The organism is Legionella anisa (assembly GCF_001467525.1).
In the GTDB taxonomy this organism is placed as follows: Bacteria; Pseudomonadota; Gammaproteobacteria; order Legionellales; family Legionellaceae; genus Legionella; species Legionella anisa.
The window spans coordinates 1-18,238 of record NZ_LNXS01000043.1; the positions used below are offsets into that span (position 1 = coordinate 1).

Below are 18,238 nucleotides of genomic sequence, written 5' to 3' on the forward strand. Positions count from 1 at the left end.
CGTCGGTTATTGAGGCCATCTTGTGCACATTAACCGATTCTTGACATCCCCTCTCCCCAACCCTCTTCCCGCGAAGAACAGTATTACTACTCAAATTCCTTGCGCGGGAGAGGGAGCAGATCGAAGCAAGATTAAGTGATGTGCCTAGATGAATGCGGAAGAGAGCCTACAAAAAAAATTTAGGGACATTACCTATTGCAGGAGAGCAAAATTTTTACCGGATAGTAGTGTGCCTTCGCAGGGATGACCGCCTTTTTGACTTCGATATAGGGCGTCCATTCCTTAGGCTGGATGGATTCAAGTAACAAATGAATTCTACCTGGTTAAATTTTGTGAGGCTCTCTCAGGGACAAGCCGCGGGCCGTAGAAATAAAAGAAGTGACGATCCCTCAGCCTATTATTTTTAAATAATACTTTGTGCTGATACAGCGCGTTCACAAAGAATGCGTAATGCAGCTGCAATGTGTTTTAATTCATCATTGTGTAAATGGTATTTTTTACCTAATTGAATCGGATCAGTGAAACTTAACCACACTTGACCGCTTTGGTCTTCCGTAGCCATGACCCGCAAAGGTAAATCAAGGGCGATTGCTGCATTTTCTTGCATTAATACGGTCCCTTTTGCTGGGTTGCCTATAATAAGGACCTCGGTAGGAGGAAGTGATTGATTTACCTTTTGGGCTTCATTGCTGTGATCAATGTGAGCAAAGATTTTTCCGCCTTTTTGGGTAATCATATCAATTATTCGTTGAATTGTTTGGGAGACGGAATAAGGACTTTGAAGTGTCTCTGAACCAGAGCCGTCTGGTGCCCCCAGTTTTATATCAAAAGCCGCTGCAATTTTACGGCCTAAGATATTTAAATCAGACAAATTCTCTTTATTCGCCAAAAGGGTGACACACAAAAGTTCATTTGGTGCAGTAAATCGGCTTAAAAAAGCAGAGAAACCAGGAAGATTCCCTTTTATTTCCATTAATCCTGGATGGCCTGGGAATAACCAACCCACATTCCCAGGTATGACCGTTTCATTGTCTAAGGTAATACAATGATACAGAAAATCTCTATTCTCACTTTCTTTGACTAAAATGGTTCCAGCCAGGCTGATATCCCATAAGCTAATGTCTTCCGCTGAGGCAATGACGCCGCCGTGTGCAAAAGTAGTTGTCCACGTGATTCCCGGGGCTGTATTGTTATCCGCTGTATAACCAACAGCCATTTCCGAAGGGTCTATATAAGATGGATTATGTAAAAATTCGCTGTGCTTAAAAGGAAGGGTGTTGTTGTGAACTTCGTTATTGATTGAGGACGTGTTTTTGATAAAAAATGTACGTTTTAAACCCACACGCTCAATTTGATTTTTGGTGACATATGATTCATAACTTATACCACTGATATTTTCAATAATGATCCCGAGTAGGTAATAATTTGAAGCGCTGGGTTGCATTTTGGTGCCTGAAGGAAAAAGCAAATTGGGATCTTTGATTAAATTAAAAATCTCTTCAGGTTTATAATCTTGATGATAAGAAAAACCTTCATATTCTGAGTAATCAGGTATTCCTGAGCTATGTGTTAATAATTGTCGAATGGTAACACCTTGCCATGCTTGCGGAAGAGACGATAAAGAAGCGGAAATTACATCATCTAATTTCAATTTTCCTTCTTCTATTAATTGCATTATAGCAACTGCAGTAAATGCATGAGTTAATTGACCCACATGAAAGAGTGTGCGTGTCGAAACCAAACGTTTTTTTTCTGTATCAGCGAATCCATAACCGACTACTCGCGTAATATATGGGGCTTGAACAATCGCCAGAGATATTCCCGGAATATTATTTTCTTCCATGTACTCTATTATGAGATCATCTACAGATTGGCCTCGATAAAGAGTATGAAAATCGCCGCGGCTACTACCAGGGTGGGTGTTCATTTTGTTATTCCTTTCTATATGCCACAAACTATTTTTAGTATAGATGAGGATTGAGGTATTGCGGCAAGAGTGAGTGAAATAGGGCCTTGGATTCTAGGTGTCAATCGCTTGGTTCCGCTTCGTAGCAGATAGCTCCGCTTAATTATGTATTTGATGTTTCAAGTAAATTTACTATATTGAATAAATATAGGATTGTTTGAGTTAACTTCTTTCAATTTAATCAGTACTGTTTAATGATTAAGGAAAAACGGTTCATTTTTTCATACTGATAGATTAATAAATATGCATGTGAACAGCAGTTTCTAAAGAATATGGATTTAAAAAGGATACTTTGGTATGCATCATGCGCTTCCTCTGATCACTACAGTTGCAATGGGATTTGCTCTAGCATTAATCCTGGGATTTATTGCGGTACGATTTAAAATTCCTGCCTTGGTAGGTTATTTATTAGCTGGCGTCGCTATGGGGCCATTCACTCCAGGGTTGATGGCAGATGTTGAAATTGCTCAGGAACTTGCGGAAATTGGCGTCATGCTCCTTATGTTTGGAGTAGGCTTGCACTTCTCATTGTCTGATTTGCTGCATGTTCGGAAGATTGCCATTCCGGGAGCGATTGTGCAAATGATTGTAGCAACAATATTGGGTGGTTGTACTGCCATCATGTGGGGTTGGAACTATGGCTATGCCTTGATTTTTGGACTTTCTTTATCCGTTGCAAGTACGGTTGTATTATTGAGAGCACTTGAAGAACGAGGCATGTTGGGAACAATTAATGGGCATATTGCAGTAGGCTGGCTTCTGGTTGAAGATCTGGCTATGGTTGTTGTGTTGATATTACTCCCGCCATTATCCCAATGGTTAGGCAATAGTCCATCAGTCAGTATCCACAAGCCACTGTGGTTTGTCCTTGGTCTTACTCTCATAAAAGTTTCCACTTTTATTGCTCTGATGTTCCTAGTAGGGCGGCGATTTTTTCCCAAATTGCTTTGGCATGTTGCCCGTACAGGATCACGCGAGTTATTTACTTTGTGTGTTGTTACCGCAGCAATTAGTATTGCCTATGGAGCTGCTAAATTGTTCGGGGTTTCCTTTGCTTTAGGTGCTTTTTTTGCTGGGATGATCATGAGGGAGTCCGCCTTTAGTCATCGTGCGGCCGAAGAGTTGTTGCCACTGCGGGATGCATTTGCTGTATTGTTTTTTGTTTCGGTCGGCATGTTGTTTAACCCTGCTGTTTTAGTGGAGCAACCACTGCAAGTATTAACTGTTGTAGGTATTATTGTTATTGGAAAATCAATTGCAGCATTTATTCTCGTTCTCGCTTTTCGTTATCCATTACAATCGGCATTAGTTGTATCAGCAAGCTTGGCGCAGATCGGTGAGTTTTCTTTTATTCTCGCTGAACTTGGAACGCGCTTGGGTCTTCTTCCTATAGAAGGACGAAGTTTTATTTTAGCTGGTGCATTGATCTCAATAGCCATTAATCCGCTTATATTTAAACTAATTACCCCTATCCATATATGGGCAACAACTCAATCTAAATTGACGGAGATTTTTGAGCGTTCAAAAGATCCTTTAACTGAGTTACCTTTAACTACTACAGAAAACTATCTTGCAGGACACGTTGTTCTGATAGGATATGGACGAGTGGGAAAGCGTGTTGCTCGGTTACTTTCTGAAAAAGCGGTTCCTTATGTGGTAATCGATGATAATCGAGAGCTAATAGAACGCTTGCGAGTTTCTGGTATACCCGCGGTTTATGGCGATGCATCTAAGCCTTCTGTGCTGATTCAAAGCCATATTGCTCGTGCCAGTATGCTTATTATTGTAATATCAGATACGGTGCATGTAGGAAAGATGATTCAATATGCTAATCAACTCAATCCAGAAATTGAAATTGTTATCCGGACACATAATGAGGAAGAGGCTACGTTATTACAAAAAGAAATCAACGGAAAAGTGTTTTTTGCCGAGGGTGAAATAGCAAAAAATATGGGACTTTATGCCTTGAATCGATATGGAAAATTGCCAACTTCAAAAAATTAAAATAATAGGTGATTGGTAAAAATCAATACAAGATGTATTCTTATTCTCCTCTAAACGCTGTTTACGACTCGCTATCTTGAGCCAAAATGCTGCGATTTTAGAGTACTGAAACGGGGTCGAAGTATGTGCGCATCGGAGCACATAAAATTGCAGCATTTTGGTCAAGAGCGTAGAATTGTAAAAAATTATTGGGTATTTAAAAATGATAAGAATTGATCTTTTGCAAAATAATCTTGATGCGATCCCTGAGCTTGCCCTCATTTGGCAAGAAGGTCTTGGAAGAATTTGGTTGCCCGATGTGCCGCTAGAAGTTGTAGAACAGCGTTTTCGTGATCATGCAAACCACGACAAGTTGCCAATCACTTTTGTTGCATTTGATGAAGAAATGCCGGTAGGTATGTGCAGTTTACGTGAAAATGATGGTATCCGTCCTGATTTAATGCCCTGGCTTGGCTCTTTATCCGTAAAACCCGCATATCAACGGCAAGGACTTGGTAAACGTCTTATTGATGTAACGAAAGAGCAAGCAAAAAAAATGGGATATGAAGTGCTTTATCTTTTTGCGTTTGATCAAACAATTCCGAAGTACTACCAATCATTAGGATGGAAAATTATAGGTACAGACCGTTTTAAAGAACACCCTGTCACAGTAATGAAAATTATAATGTAAACCCCCATTAATCTATCGTAGACCTTTAGAAATCCTGCGACGAACGTTAATTTGATCGTCAAGATTTTGCCAATATCCTGAGTCTCTGAGTTAGTTTCTTTGCTTTTTCAAAAATTATTGACTAGCCTTTATTGGGGCTAATAAGAACCATGTTCAATTTTATTAGCGGAAAAAAATTATTAGGGAGAATTAAAATGAATCAGAATATTTTTCAAGGAAAATGGATGGAAATAAAAGGCCAAATGAAACAATTTTGGGGTAAGCTCACAGACGATGACTTAAAACAAATTGAAGGCAATCAACAAGAAATTTTTGGAAAACTTAGAAAACATTACGGTTACACTGAAGAACAAGCTAAAAAAGCGGTACACGATTTTCAAAAGAAAATGCATCATTAAAATTTAAAAAAGAGATTTCACATTAAAAGGAGCTTTAACATGGAAAACAGAGGAATTGTTAAATCTGGTGAGCTTACAGGTTCTAAAGTAATGAATCCAGCTCATGAAAATCTAGGTGAAATTGCTGAGGTTGTTATCGACAAACAATCTGGAAAAGTAAATTATCTTGTATTAGATTTTGGTGGTTTTCTAGGATTTGGAAATAAATATTTTGCTGTACCCTGGAATTTATTTTTGTACGACAATAAAGATGATTGTTTTATTCTCAATGTAGATAAAAAGCAGCTGAAAGATGCTCCTGGCTTTGATAAGGATCATTGGCCTAATTTTTCTACGCCTGAATTTAAAACTAAAATAACCGGTTTCTATACAGGAAGGTAAGAAAATGTCAGAGCATACTGGCTCCGCTGTCAAGCCATTTGCTTTTGCAACAAAGCATTGCTGTGGCTGCACACAAATCACATGTGATGTTAAAAAATAATCCTTTTATCTGCATTTTTTCTAAGAAATGCAGATAAAATCTCCTAAAAATCATTTTTTTTCAAATAATTAATTATTATCCTTAGTTCACCACGATGCACAAATCAGTTATTTTTAAAATTTGAAGAATGTAAAAATTCTTCCTATGCTAAAAAGAGTTTTTAGTAATTCATTTTATGCCAAGGAATGCGAATGAACATTTTAAAAACCCAAGTCTTAAAAGGACCTAATTATTGGTCGAACTACAGAAAAGAACTCATTGTTATTAAACTTGATTTAGGAAAATATGAGGAACTCCCTACGAATCTTTTAGTTGGGTTTAAAGAGCGACTGATAGAGTGTCTTCCAAGTTTACACGGCCATCGTTGTTCTTTGGGAGTTGAAGGTGGATTTTTAAAACGGATAGAAGAAGGTACTTGGTTAGGGCATGTGATCGAACACGTTGCGTTGGAGTTGCAGTGTCTCGCAGGAATGGAATGTGGTTTTGGCAGGACTTATGGGACTAAAGATCATGGTGTTTATCACGTCATTTTTGCATACCAAATTGAAGAAGCAGGTTTGTATGCAGGAGAAGTTGCGGTTAACTTCATAAACTCTATTGCAGAAGGCAAAGAATATCCTCTTGATGAGGCAATTAATCACTTAAAGGAAATTTTTAAAAAACAGGGATTAGGACCCAGTACCCAGGCGCTTGTCGATGAAGCTAAAAAAAGAAAGATTCCTTGGAAACACTATGAAAACACTTCTCTAATTGTATTAGGATATGGGCGAAATCAAAAAAAGATTTGGGCCTCCGTATCTTCGAAAACAAGCTCTATCGGTGTGGATATCGCTTCTGATAAAGAGCTTACCAAGCAGATTTTAAGCACAAATTTTATTCCAACTCCCAAAGGGATGGTTATTAGGGATGAAGAGGAACTCGAAGAAGCAATAAAACAATTGGGGTTCCCATTAGTGATTAAGCCATACAACGGGAATCATGGGAAAGGGGTAACTACAAACATTACGGATCGAGATAAAGCAAATTTTGGCTATGAACGTGCAAAAAAAATTTCCAATGAATTAATAATTGAACGTTTCATAACTGGGAAAGATTATCGATTCTTAGTGGTAAATTATAAAGTGGTCGCTGTAGCTGAAAGAACCCCTGCTCAGGTTAGAGGGGATGGGAAACTTACAATTAATCAATTAATTCAGCAGGCAAATGAAGATCCAAGTCGAGGCGATTCTCATGAAAACATGCTGACAAAAATCAAGATTGACGAATGCACATTCTCTATTTTAAAACAAAATAATCTGACTCTTGAGAGTATTTTACCCGAGAATCATATTTTATACTTAAAAGAAACTGCAAACTTAAGTTCTGGTGGAACAGCTAAAGATGTAACCGATGTGGTTCACCCTTTTAACATGTTTCTTGCAGAACGTGTAGCTCGACTTGTAAATTTGGATATTTGCGGAATCGATGTGATTTCAAATGATATAACTTCTCCTTTGAATGAGAATCATGGTGCCATTATCGAAGTAAATGCTGGACCGGGATTACGAATGCATTTATCGCCTAATGAAGGTATGCCACGTAATGTAGCTGAACCCATTTTGAATATGCTTTATCCACCTAATTTAACTTCAAGGATTCCAATCGTCGCAGTTACAGGTACCAATGGAAAAACATCAGTGGTTCGCTTGATTGCTCATCTTGCACGTTTTGCAAATCATCACACGGGTTATACTACTACAGACGGCATTTATATAAATAATAAATTGATTTATAACGGAGATTGCAGTGGCCCTGCCAGCGCACAAGCAGTTTTATATGATCCTGAAGTGGATTATGCAGTATTAGAGTGTGCGCGAGGCGGAATTTTACGTTCAGGCTTAGGATTTGATGAGTGTGATATTAGTGTGATTACTAATGTTACTGAGGATCATTTGGGTTTAAATGAGATTCATACTCTTGAGGAATTGGCTCAGGTCAAAGCAGTTGTTGCGCGTAGTACGAAAGAAACAGGATATGCTATTTTAAATGCCGATGATAATTTAACCTATGATTTAAGAAATGATTTAACCTGTAACATTGCTTTTTTTAGTATGTTTGAAAGCCCTCGTATCAGGAAACACTGCAGTTTAGGTGGGTTGGCGGCTTATCTTGATCAAGGACATGTTATCGTGCAACGAGGCTCTGAGCGAACTGTTTTGGCTGATGTAAAATCAATACCACTTAGTTTTCAAGGCACTGCAAGCGGTATGATTCTGAATATACTCGCTGCAACATTAGCGGGGGTTATCAGTCATTTCTCTTTAGAGAAAATAAAAGAAGCACTGCAAATTTTTTATCCTACTGTCGAAAACCTTCCTGGCAGAATGAATCTTTTTAAATTCCCTCATTGCCAAGTCATGGTCGATTATGCTCATAACGAAGGTGCATTTTGTGAATTAAAAAATTACCTTGATTCAATTCAGTGTGCTAAAAAAATTGGGATTATAGGGGCGGTCGGTGATCGCCGTGATGAGGACATAGAAAAGCTGGGCTATCATGCTGCTTCCATGTTTGATGAAATCGTCATCCGTCATGATAAAGATGGAAGAGGGCGAACTCATCATGAAATAAATCGTCTTATTGTTGCAGGAATACTTCGATCGAATTTTAAACCGTCTTTAAATATTATTTCAGATGAACTCGAAGCCATTGAATATGTGATGGGAGTCGCAGAACCAAATACGTTTATCTTTTGTGCGGTTGAAGATGTATTTGCAACAACTCATTTTCTCAAGCAAATGGAAAAACAACTGATAATCGCGAACGAGGTTTATAATGACACCCAAAGCTAAATTATTAATTATCGGTGGTGCTGAAGATAAGGGTTATAATGAACCATTGGATATTACGGAACAAAATAAAGAATTTACTCGCTATGAAATTTTAAATGAATTATTACCCCCATCGAATAAGAAAATAGAAATTATTACAACGGGTTCAGAAATTCAGGATGAAGTAAAACAAATCTATCAAAATGTTTTCCATAACATGGGTTATACCAACATAGGATTTATTCCTATAAAAAATAGAAGTGAAGCGCGTCATGAAGAATATTTAAAAAGAGCAAAGGATGCGGGGGCTATTTTCTTTACAGGAGGAGATCAGTTTCGTCTATCCACAATATTGGGTGGTACTCCTATAGTCGACATTATTAAAGAACGCTATATGAAAGATAGTGATTTCATTATTGCCGGAACCAGCGCTGGAGCTATGGTTATGGGTACAGTCATGATTACAGGAGGCGGTTTATCAGAAGCGTTAAGGTATCTCAATTTATTAACTTCTTCAGGATTAGGGATTTTACAATCGTGTGTTATTGATACTCATTTCATAAAAAGAGGACGATTTAGTCGCTTGGCACATGCCATTATCATGAACCCAGAACAATTGGGTATTGGTTTAGGTGAAGATACTGCTCTGGTTATTCGCAATGGAACGGATGCAGAATGTTATGGCTCAGGTATGGTTGTCATTATTGATGGTAGAAATATTAATCAAACAAATATTACGGATGTTGAAGAAGGAGAGCCTGTATTTGTTGAAAATTTAATCGTTCACCTTTTGGTAAAGGGATGTCAATTTTCAATTGCAGATCGTATTCTGGCGAATCCTGCGATCCCTCTAAGTAAATAATTTAAAAAAATGGAATACGGTAATGAATAAAATTGCAATTGCGGTACATGGTGGCGCGAGTGAGGATTATTCTTTTTTGCACGATAATCAAAAGGAATTTGAGCACGGTATGGCTCAAGCAGTTGAAATAGGTTATACAGTTCTTGATAAGGGTGGCTCTGCTTTGGATGCAGTAGAGCAGGCAGTAGCACTTCTTGAGGATAATCCTTTATTTAATGCGGGAAAAGGTTCCGCCTTAAATTGCCGAGGTGAAGTGGAGATGGATGCTTCCATTATGAGTGGCACGGATCTGCAAGCGGGTGCCGTATCTATGGTTCGTACTGTAAAAAATCCAATTCGTCTTGCCCGATTGGTGATGGAGGAAACACGTCATGTTTTTCTTTCAGGATATGGTGCCTTAGAACTGGCAAAGAAGTACGGTATGGAAATGGAGCCTGAGTCTTATTTTATAACTCCGCATCAATATGAGATGTATCAAAAGCTGAATAAAATAGAGAGCATGGAACAAATTCAGCGCAAGAAAATGAAAGGAACTGTAGGTGCTGTGGCTTTAGATTTACAAGGAAATCTTGCAGCGGCAACATCAACAGGAGGTATTAGCAATTGCCTCCCAGGCAGAATTGGAGACAGCTGTGTTATTGGGGCTGGCTGTTATGCCAATAATGCTACATGTGCGGTCTCTGGAACTGGGGAAGGTGAGTATTTAATTAGAGGGGTAGTAGGGCATACTATTTCCATGATGATAGAATTCGATATGTCATTGCAGCAAGCGTGCGATTATGTAATTCATGAACGCAATCAAAGGTTAAATGGGGAAGTGGGTGTTATTGCCCTTAATAAAAATGGCGATTTTGGTATTTCTTTTAATACTGAAATTATGAAAAGAGCTTGGAAAAGTTCATCTCAAGAAGTCCAAATTAAACTGTTCAATTAATTTTGATGAAATTGTAGAAAGTAGCTTGGGGGTGCGAAACAGAACCCCAAAATTTAACCTCCCGCTTGGCTCTGTTTCACTGTTACAATATGATTTTATACTGGAGGAGGTGGCGGACGTCGACCCAGTAATCCCATTATCAGAAATACGACAAAGATAACAAGAAATATAAAGAATAAAATTTTCGCAATTCCTGCAGCAGCCGATGCAATGCCGCCAAATCCAAATGCTGCTGCAATAATTGCAATGATGAAAAATACTAATGCCCAACTTAACATAATTACCTCCTTGTATTTATCAGTGTTCAGTTAATTATAGACTATGTGTGCGCTTACTAAGGAAACTGAAAATTTGAAAATATTCTGGAAAACCTCAGGTTTTGTGGACTTTTACATGAAGTTAAGTAGAAAGGAGCGGAACAGGCTTAAAGACTAGCTTACGATTGCGTTGAGGGTATTAGTGCATGAAGGCGATAATAAGTAACCCTGTGGCTATAAAACCAATTAAAGCAAGACTGGAATTACCTCCTGGAACCAAGTGACTTTCTGTGGTGACTAAATGCGCTTTACGTCCTTTCCAAGCCATGATTGAGGGTAGTAGCAACAATAAAATAACACAGCAAATGCCGGCATAGCTTAAGGCATGCAGATAAATTCCAGGATTTAATAAGACTACTGCGAGCGGAGGAAGAAAAGTTAAAGCTAAGGTATATTTTCCCTGGTTACCGGATTTCTCTAGTTTTAATCCATCTGCCAGAAAATCAAACAATCCCAATGAAACGCCTAAAAACGCCGTAAGCATGCATATCGAAGTAAAAAAGCCAAAAAATCCACTGATCCATTGATTTTGTACTGATTGACTTAAAGCCTCAGTTAGCCCACTCGTAGCGTGTTCTGAATTCATGAGTGCGAGTAAACCATTTTGCCCTTCGCGAGAGACAACACCCATAATGACTGCATCCCAAACAATATAGCAGACAAGAGGGATAAGCGAACCCAATAAGATGACGCGTTTTAGGGTACGTATATCATCTTCAAAATAGTCACGGAGACTCGGTATGATTGATGCATAGCCAAATGAAGTAATTAAGATCATTAAAGTGCCAGTAAATGCACGCGCTGAACCCCCGGTTAAACCCAAAGTAGAGGTATGCGGGCTAATTATAGCAACTAACAAAACATAAATGCCTAATTTACCAAACATTAAACCGCGATTGACATAATCTACGGAACGTATGCCTTTATAAACGATCAAACCGAATAAAAATGTAAACAGAATTGCTGTAGCACTGTTAGGCATATCAATATTCAATTTATGTAATAAGCTATTGAATACATCACTACCCCCAGAAATATAAGCTGATAGTAGGGTATAAAGCAAAAACAGGTAGGTGATCCAGGCAATAATTTGACCAGGTAATCCTAATGTAGATTTAGCCATGGAAATCATATTACTTCCTGCTGGAAGACGTAGATTGACCTCCAAGATGAGTAAAGCACCTGCAGTCATGACCAGCCAACAAAAAAACAGGAAGAAAATGGAATTGCTAAAGCCTACTTCTGCCGTAGAGACGGGGAGGGCAAGCATACCACCACCTATAGATGTTCCTACTATAAGTAATATTCCACCTATTAGTTTTGAATTGATCATGAGATATAATCCAAAATAGTATAAAAATAATTCAATATGATACTTTGTTATTCATTTCAAGTCAATGTATCAAATTCCAAAATTCATGCACCAATAATCCGATAGAAACAGCAACTACAGCACCTTGAGTCCATTTGCCGCCTGGAACGATAAAGACAGGGTGATGATTTCTTCTGCCAAAATAACACATTAATGCGGGTAAAAGTAGTAGCAGAATAATACAAAAGATGCCTGCATAACCTAAAGCATGTATGTATGCACCAGGATAATATATGACGATAAGAAGTGGAGGGACAAAGGTAAGTAAAAATAACCCAACACCATGACTTCCTCGCTCACGCAACTTTAAACCATCTGCAAGGAAACTATACAAGCATAAAGATACGCCAAGAAAGGCAGTGAGCATACAAATGGAAGTGAAGAAATTAAACAAAGCGCTGATTATTGTATTTTGTACTTTATTTGAGAGTAAGCTTGCTAAGGCACTCGTGGTATGTGGATTATGCATTAAGCTCTCAAGGTTTTGGCTTCCCTCGGATGGGAGGGCACCCATAATGACGGCATCCCAAGCCAAATAACAAAATAAAGGAATTAATGAACCAATAAAAATCACTTTTTTCAGTTGCTTAACGTCGTCATCAAAATAATCTCTTAGATTAGGAACAATAATGGCGAATCCAAAGGAAGTAATTAAAATCATAATGGCGCCGCCGATATAACGCATATCGCCATGACGCAGATGTTGTAGTTCAATGTGCGGAGCAATAAGCACCACTAATAATAAATAAACAGCTAATTTGCCAAACATCAATCCACGATTGACATAATCTACATATCGAATTCCACCATAAACAACCATCCCAAAAATAAGCGTAAACAATAGACTTGCTTGCCAATCTGTTAGATGCAATCCAATTTTAAAAAGAAGACTGTTTAATACGTCTGCCCCGCCAGAGATATAAGCAGACAGCAGCGTATAGAGTAAAAAGAGATAGCTGACCCAGGCAGCAAGCAAACCATAATTTCCTAAAGTGGCTTGCGCCATTGAAACCATATGTTTTCCTCTGGGTAAATAAAGATTCGCTTCAAGGATGAAAAACGCTCCTAATGTCATGAATACCCAGCAAAGAAATAGGAAAATTGAAGATTGCCAGAAACCTGTAGCTGCATTGGCAACAGGTAAGGCGAGCATTCCCCCGCCTATAGAAGTTCCAACAATTAATAGAATTCCCCCGATAAATCTTGAACGCATTAATTTGCCCTATTTTGATGCATAAACTACAGGTGATGGTACTGGAGCTGGACATGTTGCACAAGTCTTAATACCATAATTATTGAACCATTGGATCTCAATGCGTCGATTAAATGCACTGCCATGAATCAATTTATTGTCACCTACATCATTTTTATCACCATAACCCTCTGCTTTAAGAAGTTGTGCAGGAATATTATTAGCCCATAAAAAAGTAAGCATCGTTTCTGCTTGAGCCTGGGACAGTAATCGTTTATGGCGACGTGTGCCTACATTATCTGTGAATCCTGCAACATACACAGGACTGTTTGGATAAAACCGCAACAACCTTATAATATTTTCCAACCCCGGGTAACACACTTCATTAAGACGGGGGCTTTGAAACATAAAGTATTTATCAACAGGTACAATTAACGTCATGGTGTCGCCATATTGTACATATTCAATATTTTCTTTATTCAACTCTTTAATAATGCTGCGCCTACTTGCTTTGTAAAAGCCTACAATGGCTCCGGCAGTACCTCCTGCAACGGTACCTGCTAATGCACCCGCCACGGTTCCTGTTGTTGCGGCACCCACTGCAGTTCCTACAACAGCTCCAGTAACGACTCGTCTCGGCATTGGATGTACCGGTTTGAAATTATTATAAGGCGGATAAAAACAACTACTCAGTAAGCATGAACTCAATAAACAGGTGATTAAACCACAACATAGAATTCGTGCTCTAGCTAATTTGAGTGACATATTCACTCCCTTGTTTCGTGATTTTATCATTATTAAACATCTGGTTAAATTTCGCAATTGGAACATCTTCATAAATTTGGCTTATGCACTGGGTTAGAATTCTGTATTTTGCTTGCAAAAGGTATTTAAAAAACGAGCCTCGGTGCAGCGAAGCGAAACCCGGGTTTTACCTTATTTCCCAGGCTCCTCTCATGCTATATAACCGCAGACTTAAGTGGACATTATTAATTAGCAACAATAATTAATTTCTAACTCATCTTCTTCACTGTGTTGAAGGTCTTCTTTTATTGGTTGCAGCTTTGGTTTGAAGAAGGAAACTAAACTTAACTCATTAGTATATTCTGTATCGTGACGACTGAATGATTTAAATTCTGTGAAACATGACAAGGCTTTGTATGCTGCTGCAATCATTGCTCCGACAATGGTTATTCCCACCGCAACACCTAAAACAGGTTGAACAATAAGTACGGGCAGCGCAATGCCAAAAATACCCGCATATAAAGAAAATGCTGTCGCTGCGTAGAACATCAGCTCACATGCTTTGGCGAGATTATGAAATAAAACACCAATTTTTCTGGATTCACAGGAATTGCTAATTTTTTCTGATGCTTCCTTAGGATTCAGTTGTTTATTTTTTACTTTGGTTAATTGGTCTATAAATAATTCATAACTGGCAGCAATTTTTTCAGCTTTTTTTGCTGAATTTGTTTTGGTATATGAAAGGTTGTAATATTCTTGTACATCTATTATTTGTTTGTTTATTTTCTCGCCGACGTCCTGATCAGCAAACAGAGCTTGTAGTGCTTCGTCACAGGTTTCTAAACGTCGTTCTAATTTTCTCTGATTCAAAGGCATGATTCATCTCTTTTTTTATTATTAGTAGTAGGGAAACCATGGTATTAAAACCACTTCAATTGAGTTTGAGCGGTCTAAATGTCTTATATCATAATTAACGTGAGTTCGACATAAAAAGTATAAAAAGGTTTTATACTTTTTATGGCGTTAAACGAACGTTATCCCGTAAAAATGCGACGCATTTTGTACGGGATCCATTCTAAATAACTCTCGACATAAGAAGTATAAAAAGGTTTTATACGTTACTCCTCTCCTTGAAAACGACATAAATTCTGAAAATCACATTGTTGGCAAATAGTTAAATGAGCGGGTTGCGGGGCACAGTGACCCTCTTGGAATTCTTTAGCCAAATCAGTGAGTTGTTTTTGCCAAAGCTCCCTACACTGTGACCATGATTCTTCTTTCTTCAAAGAAGTTATCCCGCTGATGTTGTACTTTTCCTCACTAAGTCCTGCGCAGCTAATTTTTCCAGTTTTTAATTGTAAGAGCAAAAGGGTGTTAATGTGTTCATCCAACAGTGCATAAAGCAAGAGTTGTGATTCTTTAGGTCGTTCCTCATTCCAGGGTTTACTGGCGGGAAGGGTGCTTTTATAGTCAATAACCCATTTTTTATCTTCAACCTGATCCAAACGATCGACGCGCACTTGAAAATCGATACCCGCTAAATTAATCGCATAAGATTGCTCTATCGCTGCTACGGTAAAAGGAGGTCGTTGTTTCTCCCATTCAAGACACGTTTGTACCATTCGTTTTAAGCGGGTGTACTCCACTTCCTGCAGTGAATCTGAAAATGAGTTACCTCGTTGTTTTTTTAGAGAGGCTAAAGTGGTATGAATGGCCTCATCAATGTGCTGTTCCAAAATATCATTGGCTAAATGAAGCAGATTATGTTGATTCTCTAATTTTTGCCATAACAGTTCCATTACCTTATGAATGACTTGTCCTCGCTCTTTATTATCTAAACCATCGGTTGTTTGTAACGAAGTTTTGGCTCGGAGTCTGTGTTCGGCAAATGCTTTAAAAGGACACTTGGCTTGATTCGATAGAATTGCTGTCCCTCCATGAATATGCTCATCCGGTAATAAAGGAATATGAAAATCCTCTTCTATTGTGGCTAACTCAGACGATTTTCCTGCTTCATAATCGGTTGGCAATGGGGCAAAATTGGAAAACCCAACGATTAAAGAACAAGGTAGGTTAGGTGTGTCTGCTTGTAATTGGGCATAGCTGAATACTATAGAATCAGCACTTCTTTGAAACCGTTGCAGGATCTGGCGAGCAAACTGCAGTTCGCGAGCAGGTAAGCTATGGGGCATGCATAATTCACGTTGCAATTGAGGTGGAATAAAAGCGGATAATTGTACTTTTTGGGGCAAACATTGATCGGTTAAGCCCATGATCCATAAACTCTCGAACTCACATCCTGATGCTTCCAGTAGACCAGAAATTTGAATCGGCGCATTGGTTTTTTGCGCTTGGAAAATGGTGTTATCAGCAAGATGACGTACTATCTCAAGAGCCTCCAACTTTGTGAGGCGAGAACTTAGTAAAGAAAATTGTCTCAGCTCATCAAAGAGGGCAATAAAACGATTAAGGCACTGGTAATTCTCTGAGCTAAGAGTATAGTCTCCGGGAAAACCCAAAGTATTTAAACGCTTTTGAAACACGTGTATCCATTCTTCTACAGTAGCTTCTTGAGGGTAAGACGTAAGATTTTTTAATAGGATAGCAAGTTTTGGGGCATAAGCATGGAGTTCTTCTCTAAAATGATTGAGTTGAATTGAATGATTTTCTAATAAGCCCCCTTCGTGCAAGTACTCAGAGCGGGCTATGAATTCTTCTTTAGAACTGTCTAAATACGGTGATTGTAAAAGTAATCCTGCTTGATGCGGGTTTAAGTGGATATCATCTAAATTAAGCCAACATAAGGCATGGGCAACCAAAGGAAAATGACTCAGAGATTGGCCAAGGGAAATATTAAAGCAGGATGGCTCAAAATGATGTGCCAAGATTCTTTGTAATGAATTGGATTCTTGCTCTAAATTCGGTACAACGACACCGATACGTTGATTGCCTTCCTGTATTTTTAAATGCAACCATGCCATGAGTTGTTGATATTCTTCTTTGTTGTCTTGAGCTGCGAATACTTCAGTTTTCGATGATTTTTCCTTCAAATCATATTGGTATTGCGTGAAACCTTTTCTCATCAAATGTTCCTGCAAGAGCGCTTGCTGAGGTGTAAAGTCATCAAAACATACCCAAACAACGTCTTGGAAAAATAAAGAACTATCGGCATTGAGTAAATAGGGGATTAATTGATGCTCCGTGATTAGATGGTGTTGTTTTAATTGTTTATCAAATAATTGCCACCACTGTTGAAACTGTCGCGTTTGTGCCGTGTAGTGAAAAGCGGGATCTTCCATGTTAATTTGCCAGAGTTGGCAGCGCTCCCAAGCACTGATTATCGATTGGAGCAGTCCTTCACTATAAGTTATGTTCGCTTCAGCTTGAATTATTTTGCGCCATAAGTACTGACATTGCGTGCTGTTTAATAAGGTGGGATGGGTATTATTAGGGCTAATAAAATTGAGTTGTTCATAGGCTTTAACTAGAGCAACGCCAAAGGGCATACAACTCGGCTTCTCTATGGTATGTTTTTTACATTTTATAAAATAATATTGAAGTATTGCTTCACTGAGCCGGTTATTCGGGGTGAGAACAGTGGTTTTTTGAGTTAATAGAAGAAAAAGCTGCTCTTTATCAGTGATTGTGTGTTTCGACATAAAAATCCGCAATTGAATTGTAGTCTGGGGCGCAGCGCATCGGAACCCGAAATACTTATACCTGGGAAAACCAATATTATGCTGTGCTGTATGCAAATTACAATGCAATGAAAAGCTGAGTAGTTAGACCATCTTACTCAAATTTTTTTGCGCTGCAAAGTACGGGGTTTTTTTGCTGGTTTAGGTTTTTCTCTATCTGCAGCACCAATATATCGTGGTAAACTATGGTCTCGTCGTTTGTCTGTACGCAAGATTTGGTAAATAAATTTCCCACGTAAATAGATGGAGGCTAAACCTGAAGCAATGGCAAGTAAGAAGCCAAAAAGAATATAACTGTAACCCAGAACGATGAAGTACGCAGAAACAAAATCATTAAAGTTGATTACTTTCAATGCTTGATTTTCTGATGTGTCCATAAAAAGCAGCAAACCCAGATCAAAAAATGGTAAGGAAAGCAGAACCATAATAAAGCCCAACCAAAAAGTCTTGAGCTTGTAAGGTCTAGGACATTGAACGATGCTTTTTCCAAATAGTGCCCCCGTTAGAGAGGCTACAACCATCCCTAGAATAATTGCATAAAAAAGCGGCACAATCTCTTTAAAACCAATTGTTGTAAGAAGTCCATTGATAAGTATCGTTCCGACAACGGATAGTAATCCGTAATAAACAGCTGCCAGTAAACGTGGATTGGGAAAGTCAAGTGCAGGATCTTGTTTATTCATTTGGCACTCCATAGCTCCACCTATATATGTATCATTTTAGTATAAATATTTTACTGTGTTGTGTTTTATTTATTTTTTATTTGAACTTATACAGATAAAATTAGTCT

General features: G+C 38.4%; 15 protein-coding genes. 7 read left to right on the forward strand and 8 right to left on the reverse strand.

The window, feature by feature from the left end:
* Positions 1-403 precede the first annotated feature (403 nt).
* Positions 404-1,927, reverse strand: a complete 1,524-nt coding sequence (locus Lani_RS13735; protein WP_019234294.1) for a serine hydrolase — start codon at positions 1,925-1,927, stop codon at positions 404-406.
* A gap of 336 nt (positions 1,928-2,263) precedes the next feature.
* Between Lani_RS13735 and Lani_RS13740 the strand changes: the two genes are divergently transcribed.
* From Lani_RS13740 to Lani_RS13770, 7 genes are all read left to right on the forward strand, one after another.
* A complete protein-coding gene (locus Lani_RS13740) occupies positions 2,264-3,970 on the forward strand; it encodes a cation:proton antiporter domain-containing protein (protein WP_019234295.1) in 1,707 nt (568 codons plus the stop codon).
* A gap of 202 nt (positions 3,971-4,172) precedes the next feature.
* Entirely contained in the window at positions 4,173-4,640 is a 468-nt protein-coding gene (locus Lani_RS13745; RefSeq protein ID WP_019234297.1) for a GNAT family N-acetyltransferase, read from the forward strand.
* 194 nt (positions 4,641-4,834) lie between these two features.
* Positions 4,835-5,038 (forward strand): CsbD family protein, encoded by a 204-nt coding sequence (locus Lani_RS13750; RefSeq protein WP_040522865.1) that lies wholly within the window; start codon positions 4,835-4,837, stop codon positions 5,036-5,038.
* A gap of 39 nt (positions 5,039-5,077) precedes the next feature.
* Positions 5,078-5,419, forward strand: a complete 342-nt coding sequence (locus Lani_RS13755; RefSeq protein WP_019234299.1) for a PRC-barrel domain-containing protein — start codon at positions 5,078-5,080, stop codon at positions 5,417-5,419.
* Between the two features lie 291 nt (positions 5,420-5,710).
* A complete protein-coding gene (cphA, locus tag Lani_RS13760) occupies positions 5,711-8,350 on the forward strand; it encodes a cyanophycin synthetase (RefSeq protein WP_019234300.1) in 2,640 nt (879 codons plus the stop codon).
* Complete coding sequence (locus Lani_RS13765) at positions 8,334-9,191, forward strand: cyanophycinase (RefSeq protein ID WP_019234301.1); 858 nt, start codon at positions 8,334-8,336, stop codon at positions 9,189-9,191. The genes cphA and Lani_RS13765 overlap by 17 nt, the downstream gene beginning before the upstream one ends.
* 22 nt (positions 9,192-9,213) lie before the next feature.
* Positions 9,214-10,125 carry an isoaspartyl peptidase/L-asparaginase family protein gene (locus Lani_RS13770; protein ID WP_019234302.1) on the forward strand — a complete coding sequence of 304 codons (912 nt, stop codon included), beginning with the start codon at positions 9,214-9,216 and terminating at the stop codon, positions 10,123-10,125.
* A gap of 95 nt (positions 10,126-10,220) precedes the next feature.
* On the opposite strand, the gene Lani_RS13775 is transcribed toward Lani_RS13770, so the two are convergent.
* The 7 genes from Lani_RS13775 to Lani_RS13805 all read right to left on the reverse strand — a co-directional run bounded on the left by Lani_RS13775 (position 10,221) and on the right by Lani_RS13805 (position 18,131).
* Complete coding sequence (locus tag Lani_RS13775; protein WP_019234303.1) at positions 10,221-10,403, reverse strand: DUF1328 family protein; 183 nt, start codon at positions 10,401-10,403, stop codon at positions 10,221-10,223.
* Positions 10,404-10,581: 178 nt separating this feature from the next.
* Positions 10,582-11,775 carry an amino acid permease gene (locus Lani_RS13780; protein ID WP_019234304.1) on the reverse strand — a complete coding sequence of 398 codons (1,194 nt, stop codon included), beginning with the start codon at positions 11,773-11,775 and terminating at the stop codon, positions 10,582-10,584.
* Positions 11,776-11,836: 61 nt separating this feature from the next.
* Positions 11,837-13,027, reverse strand: coding sequence for an amino acid permease (locus Lani_RS13785; protein ID WP_040522869.1), 1,191 nt, complete (start codon positions 13,025-13,027; stop codon positions 11,837-11,839).
* A 9-nt stretch (positions 13,028-13,036) separates the two neighbouring features.
* Positions 13,037-13,771 (reverse strand): C-OmpA-like family protein CmpA, encoded by a 735-nt coding sequence (gene cmpA / locus Lani_RS13790; RefSeq protein WP_019234307.1) that lies wholly within the window; start codon positions 13,769-13,771, stop codon positions 13,037-13,039.
* A 228-nt stretch (positions 13,772-13,999) separates the two neighbouring features.
* A complete protein-coding gene (locus Lani_RS13795) occupies positions 14,000-14,626 on the reverse strand; it encodes a DUF5638 domain-containing protein (protein ID WP_019234308.1) in 627 nt (208 codons plus the stop codon).
* Between the two features lie 242 nt (positions 14,627-14,868).
* Entirely contained in the window at positions 14,869-17,409 is a 2,541-nt protein-coding gene (locus Lani_RS13800; protein WP_019234309.1) for a PD-(D/E)XK nuclease family protein, read from the reverse strand.
* A gap of 137 nt (positions 17,410-17,546) precedes the next feature.
* Positions 17,547-18,131, reverse strand: a complete 585-nt coding sequence (locus Lani_RS13805; protein WP_019234310.1) for a hypothetical protein — start codon at positions 18,129-18,131, stop codon at positions 17,547-17,549.
* Positions 18,132-18,238 lie beyond the last annotated feature (107 nt).